At 68.7% G+C, this 22,685-nt stretch carries 21 protein-coding genes; 12 read left to right on the top strand and 9 right to left on the bottom strand.

Translation table 11 applies throughout. From position 1 onward, the window contains the following. Positions 1 to 291: 291 nt before the first annotated feature. Complete coding sequence (locus AB0D67_RS28985; protein ID WP_362942772.1) at positions 292 to 579, bottom strand: hypothetical protein; 288 nt, start codon at positions 577 to 579, stop codon at positions 292 to 294. Positions 580 to 836: 257 nt separating this feature from the next. Between AB0D67_RS28985 and AB0D67_RS28990 the strand changes: the two genes are divergently transcribed. Next, positions 837 to 1,934 (top strand): hypothetical protein, encoded by a 1,098-nt coding sequence (locus AB0D67_RS28990; RefSeq protein ID WP_362942775.1) that lies wholly within the window; start codon positions 837 to 839, stop codon positions 1,932 to 1,934. Between the two features lie 264 nt (positions 1,935 to 2,198). Here AB0D67_RS28990 and AB0D67_RS28995 read toward each other — a convergent pair whose 3' ends face one another. The 6 genes from AB0D67_RS28995 to AB0D67_RS29020 form a co-directional block, all read right to left on the bottom strand. Beyond that, entirely contained in the window at positions 2,199 to 2,879 is a 681-nt protein-coding gene (locus AB0D67_RS28995) for a hypothetical protein (RefSeq protein ID WP_362942778.1), read from the bottom strand. Between the two features lie 112 nt (positions 2,880 to 2,991). Beyond that, on the bottom strand, positions 2,992 to 4,617 hold the full coding sequence (locus AB0D67_RS29000; protein ID WP_362942781.1) for a hypothetical protein: 1,626 nt from the start codon (positions 4,615 to 4,617) through the stop codon (positions 2,992 to 2,994). Between the two features lie 22 nt (positions 4,618 to 4,639). After that, positions 4,640 to 6,397, bottom strand: a complete 1,758-nt coding sequence (locus AB0D67_RS29005) for a hypothetical protein (RefSeq protein WP_362942784.1) — start codon at positions 6,395 to 6,397, stop codon at positions 4,640 to 4,642. Positions 6,398 to 6,572: 175 nt separating this feature from the next. Further along, positions 6,573 to 7,589: a C40 family peptidase gene (locus tag AB0D67_RS29010; protein WP_362942787.1), complete on the bottom strand. Its 1,017-nt coding sequence runs from the start codon at positions 7,587 to 7,589 to the stop codon at positions 6,573 to 6,575. A 56-nt stretch (positions 7,590 to 7,645) separates the two neighbouring features. Further along, a complete protein-coding gene (locus AB0D67_RS29015; protein ID WP_362942790.1) occupies positions 7,646 to 8,215 on the bottom strand; it encodes a hypothetical protein in 570 nt (189 codons plus the stop codon). Further along, the gene (locus AB0D67_RS29020) at positions 8,185 to 8,520 is read right to left on the bottom strand and encodes a helix-turn-helix domain-containing protein (RefSeq protein WP_362942793.1); all 336 of its coding nucleotides are present in this window, start codon (positions 8,518 to 8,520) and stop codon (positions 8,185 to 8,187) included. The genes AB0D67_RS29015 and AB0D67_RS29020 overlap by 31 nt, the downstream gene beginning before the upstream one ends. Positions 8,521 to 8,780: 260 nt before the next feature. Here AB0D67_RS29020 and AB0D67_RS29025 point away from each other — a divergent pair, with 260 nt between their 5' ends. The 9 genes from AB0D67_RS29025 to AB0D67_RS29065 all read left to right on the top strand — a co-directional run bounded on the left by AB0D67_RS29025 (position 8,781) and on the right by AB0D67_RS29065 (position 19,887). Further along, on the top strand, positions 8,781 to 9,173 hold the full coding sequence (locus AB0D67_RS29025) for a DUF6112 family protein (RefSeq protein WP_362942796.1): 393 nt from the start codon (positions 8,781 to 8,783) through the stop codon (positions 9,171 to 9,173). A gap of 29 nt (positions 9,174 to 9,202) precedes the next feature. Beyond that, the gene (locus AB0D67_RS29030; protein WP_362942799.1) at positions 9,203 to 9,904 is read left to right on the top strand and encodes a hypothetical protein; all 702 of its coding nucleotides are present in this window, start codon (positions 9,203 to 9,205) and stop codon (positions 9,902 to 9,904) included. Between the two features lie 307 nt (positions 9,905 to 10,211). Further along, positions 10,212 to 11,810: a hypothetical protein gene (locus AB0D67_RS29035; protein ID WP_362942802.1), complete on the top strand. Its 1,599-nt coding sequence runs from the start codon at positions 10,212 to 10,214 to the stop codon at positions 11,808 to 11,810. After that, a complete protein-coding gene (locus tag AB0D67_RS29040) occupies positions 11,807 to 13,372 on the top strand; it encodes an SCO6880 family protein (RefSeq protein ID WP_362942805.1) in 1,566 nt (521 codons plus the stop codon). The genes AB0D67_RS29035 and AB0D67_RS29040 overlap by 4 nt, the downstream gene beginning before the upstream one ends. Positions 13,373 to 13,487: 115 nt before the next feature. Further along, positions 13,488 to 15,110 (top strand): hypothetical protein, encoded by a 1,623-nt coding sequence (locus AB0D67_RS29045; RefSeq protein WP_362942808.1) that lies wholly within the window; start codon positions 13,488 to 13,490, stop codon positions 15,108 to 15,110. Continuing rightward, positions 15,107 to 16,795 carry a type IV secretory system conjugative DNA transfer family protein gene (locus AB0D67_RS29050; protein WP_362942811.1) on the top strand — a complete coding sequence of 563 codons (1,689 nt, stop codon included), beginning with the start codon at positions 15,107 to 15,109 and terminating at the stop codon, positions 16,793 to 16,795. The genes AB0D67_RS29045 and AB0D67_RS29050 overlap by 4 nt, the downstream gene beginning before the upstream one ends. After that, complete coding sequence (locus tag AB0D67_RS29055; RefSeq protein WP_362942814.1) at positions 16,792 to 17,634, top strand: hypothetical protein; 843 nt, start codon at positions 16,792 to 16,794, stop codon at positions 17,632 to 17,634. The genes AB0D67_RS29050 and AB0D67_RS29055 overlap by 4 nt, the downstream gene beginning before the upstream one ends. Further along, on the top strand, positions 17,631 to 18,755 hold the full coding sequence (locus AB0D67_RS29060; protein ID WP_362942817.1) for a DnaB-like helicase N-terminal domain-containing protein: 1,125 nt from the start codon (positions 17,631 to 17,633) through the stop codon (positions 18,753 to 18,755). Before AB0D67_RS29055 ends, AB0D67_RS29060 begins: the two co-directional genes overlap by 4 nt. A 34-nt stretch (positions 18,756 to 18,789) precedes the next feature. Continuing rightward, positions 18,790 to 19,887 (top strand): DnaB-like helicase N-terminal domain-containing protein, encoded by a 1,098-nt coding sequence (locus AB0D67_RS29065; protein WP_362942820.1) that lies wholly within the window; start codon positions 18,790 to 18,792, stop codon positions 19,885 to 19,887. A 144-nt stretch (positions 19,888 to 20,031) separates the two neighbouring features. On the opposite strand, the gene AB0D67_RS29070 is transcribed toward AB0D67_RS29065, so the two are convergent. Then, positions 20,032 to 20,427, bottom strand: a complete 396-nt coding sequence (locus AB0D67_RS29070) for a hypothetical protein (RefSeq protein ID WP_362942823.1) — start codon at positions 20,425 to 20,427, stop codon at positions 20,032 to 20,034. Then, on the bottom strand, positions 20,424 to 20,636 hold the full coding sequence (locus tag AB0D67_RS29075; protein WP_362942826.1) for a hypothetical protein: 213 nt from the start codon (positions 20,634 to 20,636) through the stop codon (positions 20,424 to 20,426). The genes AB0D67_RS29070 and AB0D67_RS29075 overlap by 4 nt, the downstream gene beginning before the upstream one ends. 377 nt (positions 20,637 to 21,013) lie before the next feature. Here AB0D67_RS29075 and AB0D67_RS29080 point away from each other — a divergent pair, with 377 nt between their 5' ends. After that, positions 21,014 to 21,982, top strand: a complete 969-nt coding sequence (locus AB0D67_RS29080) for a hypothetical protein (RefSeq protein ID WP_362942829.1) — start codon at positions 21,014 to 21,016, stop codon at positions 21,980 to 21,982. A 35-nt stretch (positions 21,983 to 22,017) separates the two neighbouring features. Further along, positions 22,018 to 22,578, top strand: coding sequence for a hypothetical protein (locus tag AB0D67_RS29085; RefSeq protein ID WP_362942832.1), 561 nt, complete (start codon positions 22,018 to 22,020; stop codon positions 22,576 to 22,578). Positions 22,579 to 22,685: the final 107 nt, after the last annotated feature.

Raw genomic sequence — 22,685 nt, forward strand, 5'->3', positions numbered from 1 at the left:
GCAGAAACAGGATCACGCGAAGGGCGGCTCATACACCACTTCGCTGGACGTGACCTCTTACATTCCGCAGTGAGCGAACCGGCCCTCCAAGGGTCTCGTCTTGCAGCTGGTCAGGCAGCACCTCGACGCTTTGAGGCTTCGCTGCCGATGACCCATGTTGCAGGCAGCTCGGACTGCTACTCGCCGCGAAAGGCCGAAGGTCCGCACCCCGAAAGACGACCCCACTTCGGCCCCGCCGCGGCTTGGGCCCTGGCGCCCGCCTCGCGCCGGTCTATGGGCGGATCCGGATGGTCAGGCGGTGCGATACTCCACCCAGGCTCGGCATGCCGCAGCCATCTGCCGTCGCTTCGGCCGCAAGAGCTCGGGCCCGGACGTGGCGAGCCGCTCAGCGAATAGTGCCCGGGTTGCGGCCAGCGCGGTAACCCCGCCGGTCGGCGCCGCGCCCCAAGTGGGTAGGCGGGTGGCGGCCTGCTCCGCCTGTTCGGGGGTGTGGCCGGCGTCGATCAGCCGGGGAATCAGCAGTGCGATGTCCGCCCAAGGCGCGCCCTGGCAGGCCATGGACCAGTCGACGATCCGCACCCGGCCGGCCTGGATAAGGAGTTGGCGTCATCGTCACCCGGACACGTGCGGTGAGCGGGGGCCGTCCGCCATCGCCGGGTGCAACCGCGGCGGCCTGCGTTCTGGGCTGGCTTATGATGGCCGACCCCGCCAAGACGATCCAGGCCCGGCCTAGCCGAACAGAACAGCGCAGAGCGTCGCACGGCGCGGCATCCGCGACGACATGGGATGTCGTCCCTAGGATTTCCGCTGATCATCCGTGAGAGGAGACATACCCCGTGGGAAAACCCAACCAGCAGCAGCGTCGCGTGAAGAAGGCCGCACGTCGTAAGCAGCGGCTCGCCGGTCGCCCGGCGAACGCTGAGCGGCCAGCCAAGGGGCACAAACCCGCTCCGGCACCACTGTTCTCGCCCGGTCCGACCTTGGACGATCTCGGCTGGCAGCGCCCGGTACACCGGCTGGTTCCCCTCGAAACACCACGAACGCTGGAGCAGTTGGCACGCCGCTACGGCCTTGCCGACAGCGACCATGTCTCCCTCAACGGCCAGTGGTGGACTCCCGAGGAATTCCTCGCTCTGCAGTGGATCGAAGAGATCTGTGATGACGAGGAGGAGAAGACCCGCGACGATATCCTTGCCCGCTACGGCACGAAGATCCCCGCTGACCTCGCGGTGCTGGACTTCAGCACCTGCAGGTTCATCGGCGTGACCACCTGGAACGATTACTTCCTCGCAACCTGTGCTGAGGATCTCACCGCTCTGGCGCAGACTTCCGACCTACGCGAAGCGCTCGCCATCTTGCACCGCGACGGCTGGATTACCCCTATGGCCGATGGCCTCCTCGACGCCCCCAGCCTTCTCCTTGAGCGGGTGCCGCCCGCACCGCCGTATGCCCGCCGCTGGCCCACCGCCAGCCATCTCCACACCCGCTTCCGGCTCCAGGTGCTGCCAGCGGACGTGGTCCCCACCCTGGACGAGTTGCTTTATGCCTGCCAGTTCCAGTGGATGGATCAAGATCTCCACTCGATCACCGGCATGACATGGACCTCGAAGCAGCTCAGAGATCATCCTTGGCTGGACGCGCGGGAAGGTGAACTCGACCCGCAGGTGGTCGACGAATACCAGCGCATCCTGGACCGCTATGGTGAGGAGATCCCCGCCGAGCAGGCAGCCTTGGACCTCGCGGCGGTGGCCTTGCCGTACATCGTTACCGGCAACTTCGACCTCGTCAGTGACGAGCAGCTCATCTTGAGCTTCGCCCAAACCGGTGACCTTCGCCAGGCGCTCGGCACCCTGCACCGCGACGGCCTGCTCTTCCCGCTGGCCAATGGCCTGCTCCTGGCGCCCGGGCTCGCCAAGGTCATCGACGAGACCTGATCAGGACACTCCAGTCACCGTATGCCTGAGCCAGGCCATCATGAGCACGACCGACCTTGAAGAAGACCTTCCGCAACTCGTTTCAAGCGTTGGACGGCAAGCTTGCACGATCACGTCCACGTGCTGCTCACTGACCTGCCGACGGAAGCTTTCTACGCGGCCGTGGATCGTCTCGCCGGTCCGGTCACCGACGATCGGCGCCATCTCACCCACAAGATCCACCACCTAGCGGAAAAGTGTCACCCCGGTCGGCGAATGTGATGATCAGACGGGAATGATCATACGTTGGTAGAGGGAGATGGCGGAGTCTTGGAGTCGGTCCACCACGGGCCACAGGTGCGTTGGGGCGTGTTTGGCAGTGCACTCGACGGCATGCCAGAACTCCCAGACCGCGTCCCAAACGATGGCCAAGGCTTCGTTCCAGGCGGTGCCTTGGGCGGCCTCCCAGACGTAGGAGGTGGCGGCGTAGGCGGCGTACCAGGCGACACCCCAGGTGGCTTCCCCGATGAGATCCGTGGTGACGGTCTCAGGGACGTTACTGATCGCTCGTATGACAGGCGCGGCCGCCCACACTGCTTCCATAGATCGGATCTCGTTCATGCCGTGCAGCGCGGTGGCCTGGATAGCGAACCCGGTCACGCTCAGCCACTCAGCGGTATAGGTGCGGATCAGCCAGTCCAGTGCGAGGTATGAGCGCGCTTCGTCATGTCCGTCTCCAGCCGTTCCGATCATAAGAGGGATCAAGGGGCGGAGAAGCTGCCGCTTGTCATCTGGCAGCACATCGTTCAGCTGTCGCCCGTAGGCGGTGAGCAGGGGTGATACGCACCGTGGTTCGTCGCTGTGCGGCTCTCCTGCTACCCAGGCCACCGCCTCCAGCAGACACACTCCGTCCTCTCGGGTGGAGTGATCGCCGGGCGTCAGTGTGACAGTAGCGAGGTCGATCATGCCGGTGTCCTTCATTGGAACCGTCCCGTCCGATGTGGCATCGAACGGGACGTCTCAAAGGGAAAGGAGCGGCCGCCTACGCCCCGCGCGGGTTGAGGCGGCCGCGGATGGGTTACTGGGCGTACAGGTAGACCTCAGTGGCGACCTGGCCGATCACCTCTAGGTCCTCGGCGATGCTCTTTTCCGGGTCGTGTGGGTTGAAGGCGATCGCGATGCGGCCGAGGTTCTTGCGGCGTGTCAGGGAGTTCCAGATGGGGTTGGGTGCCAGGCCGGCGTCGGTCAGGCGCCAGGTGGCGCCGTCCCAGGTCTGGCGGTGGGTCCACAGCACGACGCTGCGTACGCCGCCGGTGTTGACCGGCTGGTCGACGCGGGCGGCGGCGGCGGCATCGGCGGCCTTGGTGATCTCCCTGGTGACCTTGGTGGGGGTGTCACCGCGGTGGGCTAAGCCGATCTCCCGGGCTCCGAGCAGGACGCGGGTGTCCCATCCGCGCATGCGCAGACGCACCCACTGGTTGGTCAGGGCCCGCTCCAGAGGGATCTTGTAGGTCTGGTAGTCGGTGGCGAACAGACCGGAGGAGATGTTGACGACGTCGACGCCGCCGGTCAGGACGTACTTTTCGACGCGCTCTAGGGTCAGGAGCGGATATTTGGCCTGCAGGCCTTTTTGGCAGGTGGTGTTGGCACCGCAACCGAGCTCGGGTACGACGACATCGACGGCGAGCTGGCGGCGGCCTTCGGGAACCGCGGTGCGTAGGGCGGCGCGTAGGGCGGCCGAGGTCTCGGCGACGAAGCGTTGGATCTCCTCGGCACTGTCGAAGTTACGGATGCCCAGGTCGTAGGCGATTTTTATGCCGGCGACACCGGGTTTGGCGGCCTGTTGAGCCAGTTGGTCGACGGCGGCCTTGAACTGCTCTGTGTTGCCGCGCCGGGCGGCTTCCAACCAGGTGGTGGTGAGGTCGGCTTCCAGCCAGATGCGCAGGCCTCGGCGGTGGGCTTGGCCGATGGCCTGGCTGAGGGAGTCGTCAGCGGGTGCGGGGGAGGTGGTGGTCGGCGTCGCGGCCGGAGCGGAAGCGGTGGTGTTGGGAGTTGGGATGGTCGAAGAGGTAGGCGTCAGGGAGGGACGGATCAGCTCGGGGTCCGGGACGGTCGTCGGTGGAGGAGAGGACGCCTGTTCAGCGGTGGTCGAGCTGGTGGAGAGGCAGTCATAGCCAGTGGAGCGCTGGCATAGGGCGGCGGGTGGTTCGACCAGGTCCCCGTGCTGGTCGACACAGCGCCAGCCGCTGGTGCTGTCATCGGCGGTGCAGGTGATGGTGCGCGGGCAGGTGGAGCGGCGCTCCGAGGAGATGAGAGTGGCGCCGCCGTTGGGGCCAACGCAGTAGATACGTTTGTCACCGCGGGCGCCGGAGGGGGAGTCGAGATCGGCACTGGGTGGGGGAGCGGTGTCAGAGCCCGGGGAGAAGCCATCGACGGTATTGACCGCGACCTTGGTAGGGGAGGGCAGCGGAACGCGCGTCATAGAGGTGCTGACGCTGACGGGGGTGTCCATGGCGGCGGCGCAGGCGGCGTATTCGCTGGTACCGGGCTTGTACAGGCTGGTGCACGCCTGGGAGGCGGGGACCTGTTCGGTGTCGGCGATGGCGAAGCCGCTCCAGGCGGTCACCAAGACGACCGCGATCAGCGTGATGGCGCGCCAAGGGCGTTTGCGTGGTGGGGGTGAGGCGGTGGGGTCCGGTGTCATGGCGGGCCTTTCGATCAGGAGGTCAGCCGCACGACGGGGTGCGGACGACGATGGTCAGCTGGCCGGTCGAGCCGGCGGTTGACCAGGTCACGGTGAGGGGATGGGCAGAGGCGGCGCAGGCGCCGTAGTCGATGCGGGTGGGGTCGGTCATGGGGGAGAGGATCTGCAGCGTGGAGCTTTGGCCCGAGCTCAGGGCACCGCTAGCGGGTAGCAGTTGCAGGGCTGGGCTGCTGGCGCTCCAGGTGAGTGACCCGCTGGCCGTTAGGGTCACGGTGGCTGTGCCGGAGGCATCCAGATCTACCGTGGTGGACGAGGCGCTCAGTGTGGTGCCGGTGCCGGATCCGAAGTCGCGGCCGGTGCTCGGCGGTGGTGGCGGCTGGCCGGGGCCGGTGTCGGGCAGATTGCTGGAGCGGGGCCGCGGAGAGGAGCCGTTGACTTCTCTGCGGGCGGGGATCGGGGAGGAGGTCGGGCGCTTGGGGGTAGCGCGCGGGCGCTTGGTGGGGGCCGGTGGCGCGCTGGTGGTCGGGGCCGCCGTAGGCGTGTGCGAGGTGAGGGTCGTCGGCGGGGGCGGCGGGGCGGTCTCTGGTGGCAGCGGGTCTTGGCTGGGCACGGCAAGAGGTTCGGGGTAGCGGGCGCTGGTGGTCTGCACCGGGGCGGGCTGGCTGAGCTGCATTCCGACGATGATGCAGATGACCAGGGCGGCGGCGGTCAGGGCTGTGGAGCGGGCGGCGCGCAGGGGGCGCGCGCTGAGGCTGATCAGGACATCCCGTGGGCTTTTCTTGCCGGGCGTAGCCGCCTCAGTGAAGCGGGCTTCGGTGACAGCTGCGGGCTCGTCGGTCCAAAATGCGCGGTCGGCGTGGTCGGAGTCGGCCCAGAAGTCCTTGCCGGCGTTGGCGCGGAACCCGTCGAGGGCGGGGTCGACAGGGCGGGCGGGCCCGAGTTCGAGCTGATCGATCTGCTGGGGGAAGCCGGTGACGGTCCAGGTGAGCGGTGTTTGGACGGCGTCGCCGGTTTGCAGGATGCGGGCGCGAGTGCGATCGGTGAGCTGCGCTACCGGCAGGTGCTGCAGCAATGCGGTCGCGTCAACGGTGAGGTTGGCGGCTTTGGCGCAAATGGGACAGCGGCCGACATGGGAGCGGATTTTGATGCGGATGCCGCGGCTGGGTGTGGTGATCCAGCCGTGGGCTAGGGTCGCGACCTCAGGGCAGGCGGGGTTTTGGCGGTCGGCCTGGCGGATCGCGCTGGCCCACGCCTCGACGAGGTCGGTGGCGGCGGTGAGCGCGGTGGTGATCGCGGCAGGGTCGGTGGCGAACAGGGCGGCGAGTTCAGAGGCTTCCAGGCGGTGGCGCAGGTGCAGTTCCAGCAACTCCCGGTCGCGGCGATCCAGCGCTGACAAAGCGTCGTAGGCCAAGCGCGCGCCGGTGAGGCCAGGCCCGGCGGAAGGGTCGGCGGGCGAGGGGACGGCCGAGGAGGGGACGGCCGGCAAGGGGCTGGTGGAAAAAGCGTGGCTGTCGTCGCAATGAGCGGCCTGGTGGCGGGCGAGGGCGTACAACCAGGCACGGAGCTGGTCGGGGTGGGTAAGGCGGTGGGCGTGTTGGTGGGCCAGCGCCAAGGTCTCGCGCACGGCGTCGGCGGCCCGGGAGGTGTCGGCCAGCCACAGTCTGGTGTAGTCGAGCAAAGCGGCGCCGTAGCGCTCACATAGCTGCTCAACGGTGGGGAGCGCCGGGGCGCTCTGGAAACGGGGCGGCGCGGCGATGTGGTGCGGTGGTTGGTCAGTCATTGGCCCACCCTCCGGAACCCGAACGACATGACAAGCGAGTCAAGGCGGTTGTCAAAGTTAGTTGGGATCTTGATAGGAACTCCATCGCGATGCTCTAGAACGAGGGGATTGTGACCGTTTCGTGACACGTTGTGTCATGTTTCCTGACTGTACTTGTCGGATGCGCAGTGGCAGGTCAGAGTGCAACTCGCACCACCGCCACGACCGAACGCCGATAGGTGGTCCAGTCGGTCAGCTTGACCACCTCCCCGGTGCGGGGAGCCTGAATGACCTTGCCGTCACCGACGTACATGGCCACGTGTCCGGGCCGGGTGGGGGTGCCGTCACTGCCGGCGGAAAAGACCAGATCACCTGGGGCGACCTCGCTGATGTTCACCCGGCGGCCGACCTTGACCTGCTCGAAGGTGGTGCGGGGCAGGGTGATGCCCGCGCTGCGGTAGGCGGCCTGTAGCAGGCTGGAGCAGTCGCAGTTTTGCCGTCCCGGGTTGGTAGGTCGGGCCTTGGGGTCCTCGCACGCTCCGCCCCACTGATACGGGGAGCCCAGCGCGCGCATCGCCCAGGCGATGGCGGCGCGCACCGCCTGCGACACCGCGCCGGGCAGGCGCGGGACGGCCTGCGGGCCCGGGGTGGAGGCGGCCGGATCCGGAGCGCAACTCGGTGCCGACGCCGCCGGGCCGTCGGCCAGCAGGCGGGAGGCCAAAGCGGTGGACTCTTTTGCCCAGCGCCGGTAGTTGGATCCATCGGGGTAGGCCGAGCGCTGCACGGCCTGGGCCGCGCTCCAGGGCGGCAACCGCTGCCAGCCGGGGATGTCCAGCAGGCCGGGATTGGCCGGTGGGGCGGGCCCGCCCAGGAAGGCCAGAGTGGCGTAGCGCACGTCGCGGCGCTGGGCGGCGCTGCCCCATCCGGCGCGCTGCTGAAAGATCCCCAAGCTGTCACGGTCACCGTGGTTGAGATTGCGAAGGGAGGATTCGGCCAGCGCGGTCATCAACGCGATCGGGGCCGCGGCTCGGGCCTGGGCGGCGGGCAGATGCTCGGCGATGATGGTCACGATGTGGCGGGCGTTGGTCATCTGCTCGGCGCTGAGCCTGGTCGTGGCCACGGTGTCGGTTGAGGCCACGGGGGACAGGCTGCACTCTTCGGTGTCATAGTCGTCCAGGTCGAAGGAGGAGCCCTGGATGAGAAGGAACAACACCACGCTCAGGGCCAGGGCCAATGCGAGGACCGCGGTGACGAATGGCCGGGGAGGGCTCATCCGGCCTGGCTCACCTCATCGACGCGCCAGGTAGCGCCATAACGCAACAAGCGCAGGCTCCAGATCAGTTCGATGTGCTCGGTGCGCTCGTCCAAGGTGAGCTTCTGAGTGCAGGTCAGCAGCACGTATTGGGTATCGGAGTCGCCCGGGGCGTCGGCGGCGATGCGGGCGCTGGTGATGCGCACGCTCGATACCTCACTCAAGGTGGTGGCCAGAGTCGGGTCGATGCGGTCGCGGGGGGCCAGCGCGGCGGCGTAGCGATGGGTGATCAGACCGCGCAGCCGCACCGAGGGCGCTAGTTGCTCAGGGGCCCGGTGGGTGTAGGTGAGCAGGCGGTGGGCGAAATGGCGGGCGGCGGCCACGGCGGCCCGCTGCTGGGCGGGAGTGGCCGGGCCGGGCTGGGTTCTGGGGGGCGGCAGGGACGCTCCGGCGGCCGGCGGCACCGGGGTGAAGGAGGGCGGGCTGGTAGTGCATCCGGTCGCGAGCGTGATCAAAGCCGCGACCAGCAGCGCGAGGAACCCGGCCGTGCGGCGGGCTAACTGGTGGTGATCGGCGGCTCCGGGCACAGGCAGCGCAGCAGCGCGGCGCGGGAAAAGCGCCAGGTGCCGCCCAAGTGCACGCTCGGGATGACGCCGCTCGTGGCGGCGCGCAGCAGTGTGATCAGGCCAACGCCCAGCAGAGCGGCCGCCTGCTCGGCGTCCAGGATCTCCTCGTCGTAGACCAGGTCGGCGCACGAGCGCCCATGCAGGCGCTCGGCCAGGCACAACCGGGAAAAACGCAGCACGCGCGGAGCGAGACGCAGATGGTGCAGCTCGCCCTTGTCCGCCGCACGACGCACAGTGCGCTCGTCGACACCCTGGAAGTCGGCCACGTGCGCGGTCGTCCACACCGGCCCGTCGCGCGGGAGCAGGTCGGCGGGAGCCTGACCGCGGGGCGGGCGGCCACGACCACGGGAAGGGGCATCCACCCATCAAGTCTCGCATTCGCAGCGTCCGCCTTTACCGGTGATCCATTGCCATCCACTCATCGTGTCCGTAAAAATAGCCAACCGTCCGTAAAATTTGTAAAGTGGCGCTGTCAACTTCGTCGGGCCGCTACCGCACCCAGTGAGGTCACATGGACGCATCAAGCGTGAGCGAGCATGCCTACCGGCTGGTGGTGATGGCCCACACCCGCTGGCTTGACGCACGCGAGCAGCTGCAGCACGCGATCGCCTGGGCGCCCACCCCGCAACCTTCTGGAGGGCCCGAAGGGGTCAACCTCAACATCGCCCCGAATCGCAAGCTGCCTGGAATGAGCGCTTTCGAGGAGATGGTCGGCGGCTTGATCTCCTACGGGCTGATCGGGTCATTGATCGGTGTGGTGGTCTCCGCGTTAATCCTCGGAGCGGGGCGGTGGTTCGGCAATCCCTACGCCACCTCCGTGGGCCGAGTCGGCATCTTCGCCGCCTTGGCCGCAGGACTGATCATCGGCGCCGCCCCCCAGCTGGTGATCTGGTTTTACAACATCGGCAAGGCGTTCTAACCGTGTCGCCCACAGGGCGGCTCCGGCTCATGGCCGCCATCGCCGTCTTGGTGGTTCTCCCGGCGGCCTGGTGGGCGGGACGCTTGACCGCTGCTCCGGCACCTATGACGGCCGAATCAGCCACCGGGCCCGCCGCCGCAACCTTCACACCGCCACCTGCCGTCGCACCGTCGGGGTCGACGACCACGACCACTCGGCGCAAGAGCGCGCTGGCGGCGGCCGCGCGCGCGGTAGCGCTGATCGGCTCACCCCATCTGCTGTCGACCGATGGCCGCACCTGGCTGGCACAGGTGCTGGCCGCGCCCACCCACCGCATGCAGCTGCGCACCCTGCTGGAGCGCGAGGCTTCAGCCCCCACCATGGTCGCGCTGCGCGACGATGCCGAACGTGGCCTGCGCTATGGGTTTCGCACCGTGCCGGTCGCGCTGCGCGCCGAACAGGTCGATACGCGCCGTGCGGTGGTGAGCGTCTTCGCCGCCCTGTATCTGGTCAGCTCCTCCCAGCCCGCCACGCTGGGGCACGGCCTGATCCGCGTGGAGTTGACCTGGAGCGCCCTGGGGTGGCGGGTGCAGTACTACCGCAACAGCCCCGCCATCGGCCCGGTCCCGGCTGGATATGCTCCGCCCGACGGCGGCTGGCAGCCGATCAACGGCGACAACGTCATCTTGCTCAGCGAGCAGCTGCGCGAGCTGCTGTCGGACTCGGTGGCACCGGACTATGCCCCCTCCTAGCAGGTGCGGCGGCTCATACCGCCTGCCTGCCATGAGCGCGGCCGGCAGGCGGCGGACCCGACGCGTCACCGTCGCCAGCGCCGCCGCGTTATTCATCGTGATCACAGCGCTGGTGTGCGCGCCGACTGCCACCGCCGCCCTCCAGCCGGCTCCACAACCCACCTCGGTCCCCGCGCCCACCGCGGCACGCAGTCCGGCCCCGGCGTCACCTTCGGCCCGCCCGTCGGCGGACCCGTCGGCCTCGCCGTCGGCCAGGCGCTCGCCATCGACGCCGGCCACAGCGCCGACTCCCACCCCGGCCCCCAGCATGCTCACGCGCGAGGGGGATGTCTGGTGCGACCAGATCGCCGGGGGGCTCGACCCGAACTGCCTGATCAAAGGCGTTCAGACCTCCATTTTGACGCAGGTCAGCGAGACCACCGTCTGGCTGGCGCAAAAGATCACCGCCGCCATCGAAGAGCACGGCAAACTCGACCTGCGCACAGGGTGGTTCACCGACCTTTACGGCACCATTCGCGCACTGGCCACGATGGTCGCGGTGATCACCTTGCTGGTGTCGGTGCTGTTTGCCTCGCTCAGCCGCGATGGCGCCGAACTCGGCCGCACCCTGGTGCGGGTGCTGTCGGCAGGCGTCACCACAGGTTTGATCGTGGCGATCGTGATGCTGGCCCACCAACTGATCGATGAGTTCTGCGTGCTCGTCCTCGGCGAGGGCGGCTGGGATGCGATCACCCGCCGCATCCTGGCTCCCGTCGGCTACCTGTGGAAGGTGTCGGTCAGCGCCTCACCCGACCAGCCCTTCGTGCTGATGGTGCTACTCAGCCTGGCGCTCCTATTCGCCCTCGCGGTCATCTGGGTTGAGATGATCATCCGCCGCATGCTGATCGACCTGTGTGTGATGATGTGGCCGCTGGCCGCCGCAGGCAGCGTCTGGAGCGGCGCCCGGGTGTGGACGGCCCGGCTGCGAGACACCATTGTGGCCCTGCTGGTGGTCAAGCCCGTCATCATCGTGGTGTTACGCATGGCGGCCGGCCAGCTGGAAGGGGCCGACTCACCCGACGATCTGCTGCTGGCGGCCGGATTGTTCTGGCTGGGCGCCTTCAGCCCGTTCCTGGTCATGAGACTCATCGGCCTGGTCCAAGGTGCCCTGAACCCCGGCGGCACCAGTGAAGGTCTGCGCCAGGTGGCTGCTGGAGCCACGCTCGCTGCCGCGGGCAAGGCCTTCGGCATGGTCTCCCGCCTGGCCGGCAAGGGAGCGGGCGCCGCTGGAGCAGCGATGCTCGGCGGTGGCCGCACTCCAATGCCGCAGTTGGCCGAACCCGCCCAGCAAGAGACCACCCCATCCGACGGGCAACGTGACACCTCCGCCGAACGCGACTCCGGCGCGGTCAAACCGATCGACGCCGAGGTGTTACGCCGCATGGGCCACCCGGTGCATACCCCGCAACGGGCCCCCAGCGCCTCGTCCGCGAACAACGGATCCTCCTCGCCCAGTCCGGATCGCCACGCCCGCCCACGACCGGCTGCGGCACAAACCTCTTCGCCGGCCGCCGGCAGCCACACTCCGCCCACTGTCCCTGGCAACAACACCCCGCCTACCGACCCCGGCAATGGCACCACGCCCGCCCCCGTCGACGCCGGTCCAAGCACTCCGCCAGCACCGACCGTGCCCCTGCCGCCGCCTGTGCAGCGCACCTACACCCCCGTCCCCCCGGTGCTGCAGCAGCCACTGGGCAGACCCCCGGCGCCCGCCGGACCCGGGCGCGCGACCACCCCGCCCCCGTCGCCGCTGCCGCCCCGCGGAGTGGAGGGCTTACGCAGCTATGACGACACCCCACCCGTCCCCCCACCCTCCTCTGCGCCTGTTCCTGACCCGCCGCCACCTCCGCCGAAAGAGCAGCCATGACCCCTGACGCCTCCTCCTATCAGCGCTACACCTACACCTTCGGTCCCCGGGAGAGCACCGGCGTGGTGCTGGGTTTGGGCATGGGCTCGATCCTGAGCGTCTTCGCCTCCCTGTTCATCCTGATCCACCTGGCTACCGCGGGTACCTGGGGGCTGGTGGCCGGAGTGGTGATCGTGGCGGCCACCGTGGTGGCGGTCTGGGTACCGATCGCAGAGCGGCCGATTGCGCACTGGCTGCCGATCGCGGCCGCCTTCGCCGTCCGCCGCGTGCTGGGCTACAGCCAGTTCCGCGGCGGGCCCGCCGCCGAGCACGCCAGCACCGTCCGCGAACAGGGCCGAATCACCGGCAAAGGCAGCAGGCGAGCCCGCCCGCCGGTCGCCGAACCCCTGGAGCTACCCGGTGAACTCGCCGGATTGGCGATCATCACCGCGCACGTGCACACCCGCCACGGCCCCCGCAAGGTCGGCGTGATCAAAGACCGGCGGCGCGGCCTGTACACCCTCATCCTCGCCACCCGCGGTACCGCCTTTCACCTGCTGACCCCGGCTGAGCAAGATCAGCGATTGCTGCGCTGGGGCGAGACGCTGGCGGCGCTGGCCGCGCCCGGCTCTGGCATCGTGCGGGTGCAACTGCTGGACGCCGCCGTACCCGACTCCGGCGATGCGCTGGCCCGCTACTGGCTGACCGGCGGCGGCCACGGCGGTACCGCCACCCGCGACTCCTACCGGGAACTGCTAGAAGCCGCCCGCCCCATCACTCAGCGCCACGAGACCTACATCGGCCTGACCGTCCACCCGGCCCGCATCCGCCGCCAGATCCGCACCCTGGGCGGCGGAGATGCCGGAGCCTGCGCTCACCTGATCGGCCAAGCCCAAGCCATCCAACGCGACCTGTTCGGCGCCGGAGTCGACGTTGACGGCGCACTGGCACCCCGACAGATCGCCGCGCTACTACGCACCGCCTACGACCCAAGCGCACGCTGGTCGATCGAGGCCAACGGACCGGACGCCCAGCGCGGCGGCGGTATCGCCGTCTCTGAGGCCGGTCCGATGGGGAGCGACGGCAACCACGCCGCCTACTACAAAACCGACGGCAGCTACCACGCCGTCTACTGGATCAGCGAATGGCCGCGCCGCCCGGTCACCGGCGCCTTCCTGGAGCAACTGTTGCTGCACACCCACTGCGAGCGAACGGTCAGCGTGCTGCTGGAGCCGCGCGATGTCCGAAAAGCCGAAGACGAACTGGCGCGCGCCGAAACCACCAAGGACTCCGACGCCGGGATCCGTCAGCGCTGGGGATTTCGCAACTCGGCACGCGAACGCCACGAGCGCGCCACCCGCCGCCGCCAAGACGACGCCCTGGCCGCCGGTCATGCCCCCTACCGGTTCCTCGGCCTGGTGCGCATTTCCGCCCCCACCCTCAAAGACCTGGATCGGGCCTGCGGAGATATCGAGATCAACGCTCGAGGCCTGAAGCTGCGCCGCCTGTATATGGAACAAGACGTCGCCTTTGCCGCCACGCTCCCGCTGGGGCGGGGCCTGCGCTACGGGCTCATGCGATGACCCGCATTACTTCCCCCCGAAAGCTTGGCCGTTCGCGCCGTTCTCGCCGGGCGCGTCCGCGCCTCCCGCGCTGGCGGATCGCTCCTCGTCCTCACCGTGCTCACCGGAGGATCGCATGTGGCTGAAGCGCCGCTCCCGCCCGGACGGGCCGGTGGCCAAGGTCGACGTCCAGGTGCCGCGCATTCGCCGCACCACCGCCCCAGCTGTCGCCCGCCCTGGTCCGGCCTGGGCCACCGAAACCGTGCCCGGCGTGTTCGGTGATGGTGCACTGCGCCCAATGTCGGGTCGCCAGCTGCGGCGCCTGCACCTGCCGCCGCACCGGGCCACCACCGATGTGCTGCAGGCCATCTACCCGTGGATGGCCGATGCCGGGGTCGGCTCACTCGGCCCGCTGGTCGGCCACAATCTGCTCGGCGGCGGCACCTGGTGCTATGACCCATGGGAGTACTACGACGCCGGATTGGTCACCAACCCCAACCTGATGGTGCTCGGCGAGATCGGCTCCCGCAAATCCACCCTGGTCAAATGCATGATCGCCCGCGGGTACGAGTTCGGGCGCGACGCCTACATCACCGACGTCAAGGACGAATACTCCGATCTGGCCGACTTCGTCGGCGCCCAGCCGGTGTTCCTCGGCCCCGGCCTGCCCGCCCGGCTCAACCCCTTCGACGCCGGCCCGCTGGGTACCAGCGATCCGGACCTGGTAGCCGAACGGCAGCTGGCCATGCTGGTGGCGCTGGGCACCGCGGTGCTGGATCGGCCGCTGACCCAAGCCGAGCACACCCTGTGCAAGATCGCGATGGCCGAAGTCACCGAGGGAGCCCTGCGGCCGAGCACCGATCCCCGCGGTGGTCCGGCGGTCGCCGTGGCGGCCGTCGACCGGCCCCGCGTGCCGGTCCTAGGCGATGTCATCAACGCCATGATGGATCCGGCGCAGCGCTTGGTCGATCAGCTGCCCATCACCCGCGGCGAGCTGCGCGACAAGACCGCCGACCTGATCATGGGCGTGCAGCGGCTCGTCGACGGTGACCTGCGCGGCATGTTCGATGCCCCCACCAACATCGACGCCGGACCGCACTCGCGGCTGATCGTGATCAACCTTTCGCGGATCTTGGCGCAGCGCCGCTCGGCGCTGCCGCTGGTGCGGATCTGCGCCACCTCCTGGTTGCAGTCGGCGCTCGGCCAGCGCGATGGGCGGCGGCGTTTCGTCGTCTCCGATGAGGCCTGGGCTGATCTGACGCTGGGCACGCTGCGCTGGTATCAGTCGATGCGCAAGCTGGCGCGCCAGAACTTGGTGTCCAACGTGCTGGTCTTCCACCAGCCCGCCGACCTGCACGCCGCCGGCGATGCCGGCAGTGAACGCGAGTCCCTGGCCCTGGGGCTGATCGCCGACACCGGCACGGTGGTGCTGTATCAGCAAAAAAGCGGCCAGGTGCCGCTGTGCACCCAATACTTCGGGCTGAACACCACCGAGGAGCAGATCGTCACCGATCTCCGGCCCGGCGTCGGATTGTGGAAGGTCGCAGGGCGACGCTCCTTCCTCATCCAGCATGTGCGCTCCTCGGCCGAGGCGCGCTTCACCCACACCGACTACCGGCCGCCCGCCTCGGCTGGCCCATCCGGGCCGGGGGAGCAGCTGACCCTACCGGTCGGCACCGATCCATCTCCTCCAAGCGCCGCGCCCGCCGGGCGGCGCGGCCGCCGGGCCCGGCGAGGAGCGAACGGGGCACACCCATGACCCTCACCCCGGCTCCGCCTGCGTCCAGCAGCGGCAACGACCCCTACTATGTCGCGCTGGCGTTCTTCGCCGCGCTGATGAGCATGGTCGTGCTGGTGTGGCTGGCCGGGCGCGCCGCGGCCGCCGCCGCTGGCAGCACCGGCGACTTCAACGACGCGCTGGCGTTCGTGGCATACCTGCTGACCTCCGCTGACGCGGCCGCCTCCTGGCATCGTGCCACCGGCCAAGGGCCGCTAGAGCCCGGCGTGTTCTGGGGGCTGCTGGCGTTGCTGCTCGTGGTGGTCGGCGCCATCGTCTTCCTGGCCGGACGTGCGCTGCGCGAGCATCTGGCCCAGCGCGGCAACCGGGGCGCCGCCTGGGCCACGCCCACGCACGAAAAACGCATCACCGTACCCGAGGACCCCGCCGAGCGTCCCGGGCGCATCGTCGCCGGACGCAGCATGCGCACCCGCTCCCTGCTGGCGGGCGACGACTGCATCTCGGCCACGGTGTTCGGGCCCAACGGGTCAGGAAAGACGCTGGGTCTGATCATCCCCAACGTGCTGGAGTGGAACGGCCCGTGCGTGGTCTCCACCGCCAAGGGCCCCGACCTGAAATGGATCATCAAGGCGCGGCGCAAGCACGGACCTGTCTGGGTGGTGGCTCCCGAAGGGCTGTCGTTCATGCGGCCGGCCCGCTGGTCACCCACCACGTACGCCACCGACGAAGAAGCCGCCGACCGCATGGCCCGCTGGCTGTGCGACGCCTCGACCATCACCGACGACCCGCGCACCCGCCCCTGGGTGCTCAAGGCCCGTTCCCTGGTCGGCCCCGTGCTGATGGCCGCTCACCTGTCCGACGGGGGAGTGGACAGGTTCTACCGCTGGTGCCTGGACGGCCAAGACGCCCGCCGCGACGTGCGCTCCATCTTGATGGAGCACGGATACGAGCAGATGGCCGACAACTACGAAGCCGTCTGGCGGCTGCACCCCGACGGAGTGGGCAGCGTGCTGTTCACCGCCGCCGCCGTGGTCGATGCCTACTCCCGACCCCGCATCCGTGACAGCGCAACCACCAGCGATTTCACCGCCGCGCAACTGCTGCGCGAAAAGGGCACGGTGTGCATCGTGGCCCCGCCCTCCCAGGCCGAGGCCCTGGCGCCGATGTTCACCGCGCTGGTCGCCTCCATCGTGCACGAGGCTGAACAGACCTACGAACGCACCGGCCCGCTCCAACCACGGCTGCTGCTGGCGCTGGACGAGGCGGGAAACGTCTTCCGCTACCCCGGCCTGCCGACCCTGCTAACCACCGCTCGCGGCATGGGCATCCAGCTCATCACCGTCTGGCACGACCTGGCCCAGCTCCAGACCCGCTACGGAGCCGACTCGGCCCGCACCATCTTGTCGCAATCCAAGCTGCGGCTGCTGCTGCCCGGCATGGGCGACATGAACACCCTGGAGTACTTCTCCCGGATGATCGGTAACGAGGTGACCGACCGGCCCAGCCACAGCACCGGCAACGACGGCCGCCACAGCGTCTCCACCCAGCCGCAAAAAGACGAACTCGCCCCCGTGCACCTGCTGCAGCAGCTGCCCGAGTGGAACGCGGTCATGCAGTACGCCAACCTGCCGCCGATGCGCGTGCGCATGCGCACCTGCTTCGGCGAGCCCACTCTCAAAGCCCTGGCCAAAGGAGAGACTCCATGACTCACCCCGCCTCGGCGTTCGTGCCCACCCCGCCGGCTCATCGCCTGGCCGCGGCCGCGCCCTCCCAGGCCGGCGACACTGTCGGCCAGAGCCCGGCTCAGCCGCCCGAGTCGGCCGCGCCGCGATGGATATGGGAAGCCATGGATCCCGGCCAGCGGCGCACCCGCATGAGGCACATGGCCGCCTGGGTGAGCTGGCTGTGCACGCGCCACACCGAACCTCCGCTCGCCCTGCAAGAGAAGATCCCCAACTGCTGGCACCTGCATCCCGGCCCGCTCGACATCTTGACCACGCTGTATGCCGAGTGGATCCGCATCCACGCCCCTGGCAGTGACCTACCGCTGATCTCCTTCTACGACGCGCTGGCCCGCCACGCCCCCGCCCTGGGCTATCCCGGCAAATGCTTGCGCAGCGGCCACGACAGCCAACGCGACGGCTCGCGGTTCGTGGATTTCCCCACCTGGATCACCGCCTCCGACTGGGCTACCGCCCCGGCCACCGCGATCACCTTCCTCATCGAACCGGAGACCCCTATGCCCGCACCGGCCGCTCCCGCCCACTCCCAGCCCGACACCCTGCCCACTGCCGACATCGCCGCCCTGGTCGAAGCCGGTCACGCCGAACGCCTGGGTCGCCTGCCCGCGGTGCGCATCGAGGGCACCTGGTGGCTCGGTGACGAAAGCGCCGGTATCTACGTGCGCGTCCCCGACCCGCAACTGACCGTCGACCTTGACCGCCGCCTGGCCAAATACGCCGCCGGCCAGGCCGCGATCGCCCGCCAGCAGGCCGCGACCGGCACATCGGCGACCACCCCGGCCCAAGAGGAGGCACCGCGATGACCCCGGATCTGTACGCCGAACGCGCCCTGCTGGCCGCCCTGCTGCGTGACCCTCGCCAAATCCGCAAGACGCTGCAACTAACCGGCATCGACGACTCCGAATTCGGTGACCCCGGTCACGCGCAGCTCATGCGGGCCATCATCGACGCAAGCCAAGATGAAACGCTCGATCTGAGTGACATCGACGGCTGGAACACCATGCGCCGCACGGTGGAGAACGCCGCCGTCGCAGGCGGCCGCAGCCGCGCCTGGGTACACGAGATCGCCGCCAGCCGAATCACGCCCTCTCAGGCCGTCGAGTATGCCGTCATGGTTCACGAGGGCGCCACCCGGCGCGGCATCGCCGCTCACGCCCAGCGCATCGCCGACATGATCAGCCAAGCGCCTCCCGAACAGGTCAGCGCGCAGATCACCATCGCCCACAACGTCATGATCAAACTAGCCGAGCTCTGGAGGCTGGATCCTGAGATCCTGACCGCGGAAGCGACAGAAGCCGACGACACCGAGGTCCTCGAGACCCCGCAGGCCCCCTCGTTGCTGCAGCGTGGCCTGGCTGCTCTGCGAGCACCGCTGCCTTTCCTGGACGGCACCGCCCGCACCGAAGACCGACTGCTGGCCTCTCTGGTCACCGACCCCGGCCAGATAGCCGAAGTGCGCGGCTGGCTGGACCTGGAAGACTTCACCGCTCCCGGCCGCGCCGAAATCTACGCTGCACTGGTGGATCTCGCCGACCGCAACCGGCCGATCGACGCCCCCACCGTGCTGTTCGAAGCCAGCCGACAGGTGGCCATCAGCGCCCGCCAAGCCGACCGCTTCATGGCCCATTGCGCTAAAGCCGAACCCGGCCAGGCCATCTCCCTGGCCCGAACCCTGGTCGCCACCGACACCGCCGCCTACATCAGCGCCCAAGCCCAAAAGATCATCACCACGGTCACCGCCGGCACTGCCACCCCTTCACAAGCCATCGGCGTCGCCATGACCACCCTGCAACGCATGCAGGAATCACTCGCCCGCCTGAACACCGGGCGACAGGTGACCGCCAGCGACAGCATGGTCTACGTCCCGCCCCCACCTGACCGCGCGACGATGAGCACCCCACCAAACGCCAAGACCTCCATGTGACCGGCCCGGCAAAGACGAGGCCACCATGACCTCCTTGAGCGATCAAGTCGGCGCCCTGTACCCACCGACCAAGCTGGACATCCACATCGAGCAAGCCCTCCTCGGTGCCCTGTTGCTGGAGCCGACGCAGATCGACCAGGTGCGCTCCTGGCTAGAGGCCGACGACTTCGCCCGCCCCGCCCACCAAGAGATCTACAAAGCTCTTCTGGCCCATGCCGACGCCCGCTCCGCCGGGCACGCCGACCCCGCTGAGCATGCTGCGGTGGCAGTCTTGAAACGCCTCAAGCACGTACCGAACTTGACCGGCGACTATCTGCACGACCTCATGACGGCCTGCCCCATCCACGCGCATCCCGTCAGCTACGCCCTGCTGGTAGTAGAGGCCGACACCCGACGTGCCCTGATCGCGCATACCGCGCGCCTGGCCGACCTCATCGACCAGCACGCTCGCGGTGAAAGCAGCGACGTTGACCATGTCGCGCTGATGTTCTCCGTCAACGAGCACGTCAAAAACGTCATCACCCGCCTGGCTGCCCGGCTCAACGTCACCGACCTAGCGGCCGTTCCTCTCCCTGAACCCACCGGCCCTACTGCCTCGCCCGTCGCCGTTCCAGCCCACCTGGACCAGCAAGATCAGTTGCTGGCCGCACTGATCGCCGACCCTCGTCGTATTCCCGAGGTGCGCATCCTGTTGGACCCTCAAGACTTCACCGATTCGACCCGCGCCCGACTGTTCGCACTTTTGACCACCATGACCGACAACGGTCAAGTCATCGACCAGGTAACCGTGATGGCCCACGCCTACGACACCGGCATCCTGACTCCCGACCAAAGCGGTGTGACCTGGTTTCAGCAGCGCTTCACCAACCCCGCCAGCGCGGCGCCCTGGTTCCTGCAGCTGGCTCAGCAGGTCCAAGAGTCCTCCGCCTACGCTGTTGCCGCCACCGCCGTCAGCCAGATCATCGCCACCCTTGGCCGTCCGGGCCTGGACGCCCGTCAGGTGCTGGCGGCGGCCGCCCGCGAACTCACCGCGCTGGCCGCACGCCAACCTCACCATGTCCAGCCCGTCTACGAGCCGCCCTACAGCGCAGACTCAGCCGCTTCTAGCGAGACGCCGCCCATGCGCTTATGACCATTGGATCCATCCGCTTGTACGATGTCGGCGCATGAAGGATCGCGTATGTACGGTCCGCGGGACCGACACCTGCGCCAGGCCCTTAATCACAGCCTTATACCCTACAGAACCCTGATTCTGTTTGGTTAAGGGAGCACTCCCCTACGGCATCTTCTCGACACTAAGTCCGAGCGGGAGATACAGCTGCGGCTCGCCCGTGACGATGGGCCAGCCGGTCTGAATGGCCACCAGGCAGCAGTGTGTGGCACACACGTCGCGGTGCAACTCGGGGTACGGCGCCGCCAGGTAGGCGGCGTTCTCCAGGTCAAGGCGGTCGCTCAGGGCGTGCAGGGTGACCCCGGGTGTCGTCACCAGGTCGAACAGCATCGGCTGGGCGGTCGGCCGACGGGCGATGGTCACCTGGTAGGCCGAGGCCGGCACGACCAAGGTGGCGCCGTCACGGGTGGCGACGCTGAGCAGGGCGCGCTGGTAGAGCTCGGGTGCGGCGGCGTATTGCAGCAGCGCGGAGGGGTCGAAGATCTTGCCGGAGCTGATCACGCGCTCGCTCGCGCCGGGTCCTCGCCGCTGTGCCAGAAGTCCTCCATGCGGGCGATGAGCCGGGGGTCACTGGCGCGGATCTCTTCGACGGCACGGCGGGCGTCGGCGACTTGGCCGGGTGTGGCGACGCGCACGGGCGAGACGAAGGTGCCGTACAGCCTCTCCCGTAGTGCATCGAGTCCGGGGGTGCCCGGTACCTGGTCGCTCATGAATTCCACGATAGCGCGCCCGGAGTGCGTGCTCCAGCGTTGCGGCGTCCTCCTTGCCGCCGAGCGCCCCTTTTGCCGGCCGTGGCCTCAGAGCACTGATGGCGCCTGCCGTTGGCAGCAGGAGGCACGCCCTCTTCCCGCCGCGGAAAGGGGTCACAGCTTGATCACAGCGAACGTGCGCGTGCTATTGCATCATGACTCTCATCCTTACACTCTCTTGACTAGAGATGACAAATATTGTCAGAAGCGTTCGAGCAGGGACTTTCCCTCTCTTTCGGCGCTCTGATCCCAACACCGTCACAGCGGCCAGGCAGCGATGACGTCGCAGGGGATCCACCGAGGCGCATCCAACCTGACCGCAACGATCGAAACGGGGCGTGGACGTGAGTGCATCCGCCGACGGCACAGGCGCGGTCAATCTGCTCGATCTCACTGACGGCTCGTCGGTGAGCGCCGGGGGCGGCACGACGGCGCCGGATGACAGCGAGGCCCGTAGCACTACGAGCGCCGCCGGTCACGACCTCCCCGACGCTGAGGGGCCTCAGGAAGACATCGAACCGGAGTTTTGGGACGACGATGAGGAGCCCCGGCGGTTTTTGCTTTCCTCCCGGGCGGCTCTGCTGGTCGTCACAGGTGTGCTAGTGATCATCGCCATTGCGGTGATCATGTTCTTCCTGGGCAAGGACCAGTCGCCATCGGAAAGCACCACGGCGGCGCCTTCGGCTCCGGCCGTACAGGACCCTGATCCCGTCGTGGTGGAATCACCGCCTCCTCCCCCGGTCAGCGAGCCGCCCTCGCCGCCGGTCAAGCCACGCCCGAGTCGGCGGCCGACGTCCAAGCCCACGGCGCCGCCCCCATCGCGGGCCAAGGCCACCGAAGCACCTTCACGGCCGCCGACTCGCCGCCCTACCCCCTCGGTAGCGCGACTGGTCGGTGCTCCGACGGCGGCTCCGCCGCCGCCGGAGACCGCCGAGGCCTGGCCCGCCCGGCTGCTCAGCGCTCCCCCGCCGCCGACCGGACGATCGCTGTTGACGGTCTCGGCCACCGTCCTGGATCTCAGCGCGGCGCAGACGGCTCCGCTGGTGCTGGCCGCGCCGCAGGAGCAGGTGAGCTGGAGCCTCACCTCTGGCGAGGGGCTGGTGGCCTCGGCGACCTCCGGGACGCTGATGGCCGGGCAGAACGCGACTGTCCTGGTCAACGCGGCCCCGGCACCCGCCGGACCGCCCGCCGGGTGCGGGCAGGTCAAGCGCGGATCGATCATGGTGCGCTGGAGCCTGGGCGCGGATCCGGCCCGCACGATGGGGACGCATACGGTCGCGGTGGCGTTCTGGGTGCCATGCCGGTGAGTGCCCGTCCCGCCCCTGAGCCTTCCCTGACCGGGTTGATGCGGTTGGCCCACACCGGCCTGCAAGTGCCCGATGCGCGAGTGCGGGTGGTGCGCTGCCGCCCCTACTACGTGAGCCGGTGGGAGTATCGGGCGCTGCTGGTGCGAGGACGGCAGCAGGTCGGGCAGATCCGGGGGCCGCTACCAGATGTGGCTGATCCGGAGGCGGCGGCCTGTGAGCCGGTGGTGTCGTTTCATCCCTGCGGGCGCGTGTTCACGCCCGAGGATCTGGAGCGCTTTGCGGCGGCCTGCCGTTTGGACGGCCACGTGCTCTCACCGGCGCGAGTGCTGATGCTGTTGGTGGACGAGTACCGCTTGGAGCAGATGGTGCGCGGATGCGCGCACCGGGGCGGGGTCATGGCCCGCTTCGTCGATCAGGAGCAGGCGTATTACATCCCGTTGCGGACTTGGCCGCGCAGCGCTGAGGAGCGTGCGGCCGCACTGGCACACCTGGAGCGGGCCAGTGGGGTGGGTGGCCCGTGGTGGATCTGGGACGGACAGGGGTGGGGCTTGCTGTCCGTCCCAGATCCACCTAGCGCGGGACCGGGAGGTGCCTGATGGCTCGCAGGTCTTGGCCCCGTGTCATTGCATGCCGCCGGTTCAGTGCCTCGGATCCGGTGGGCCGAGCGTGGGCGCGTGTTGGTCTTTTCGTTGGGAAGTGAATC

The organism is Streptosporangium sp. NPDC048047 (genome assembly GCF_040653115.1).
Taxonomy (GTDB): Bacteria; Actinomycetota; Actinomycetes; order Streptosporangiales; family Streptosporangiaceae; genus Streptosporangium.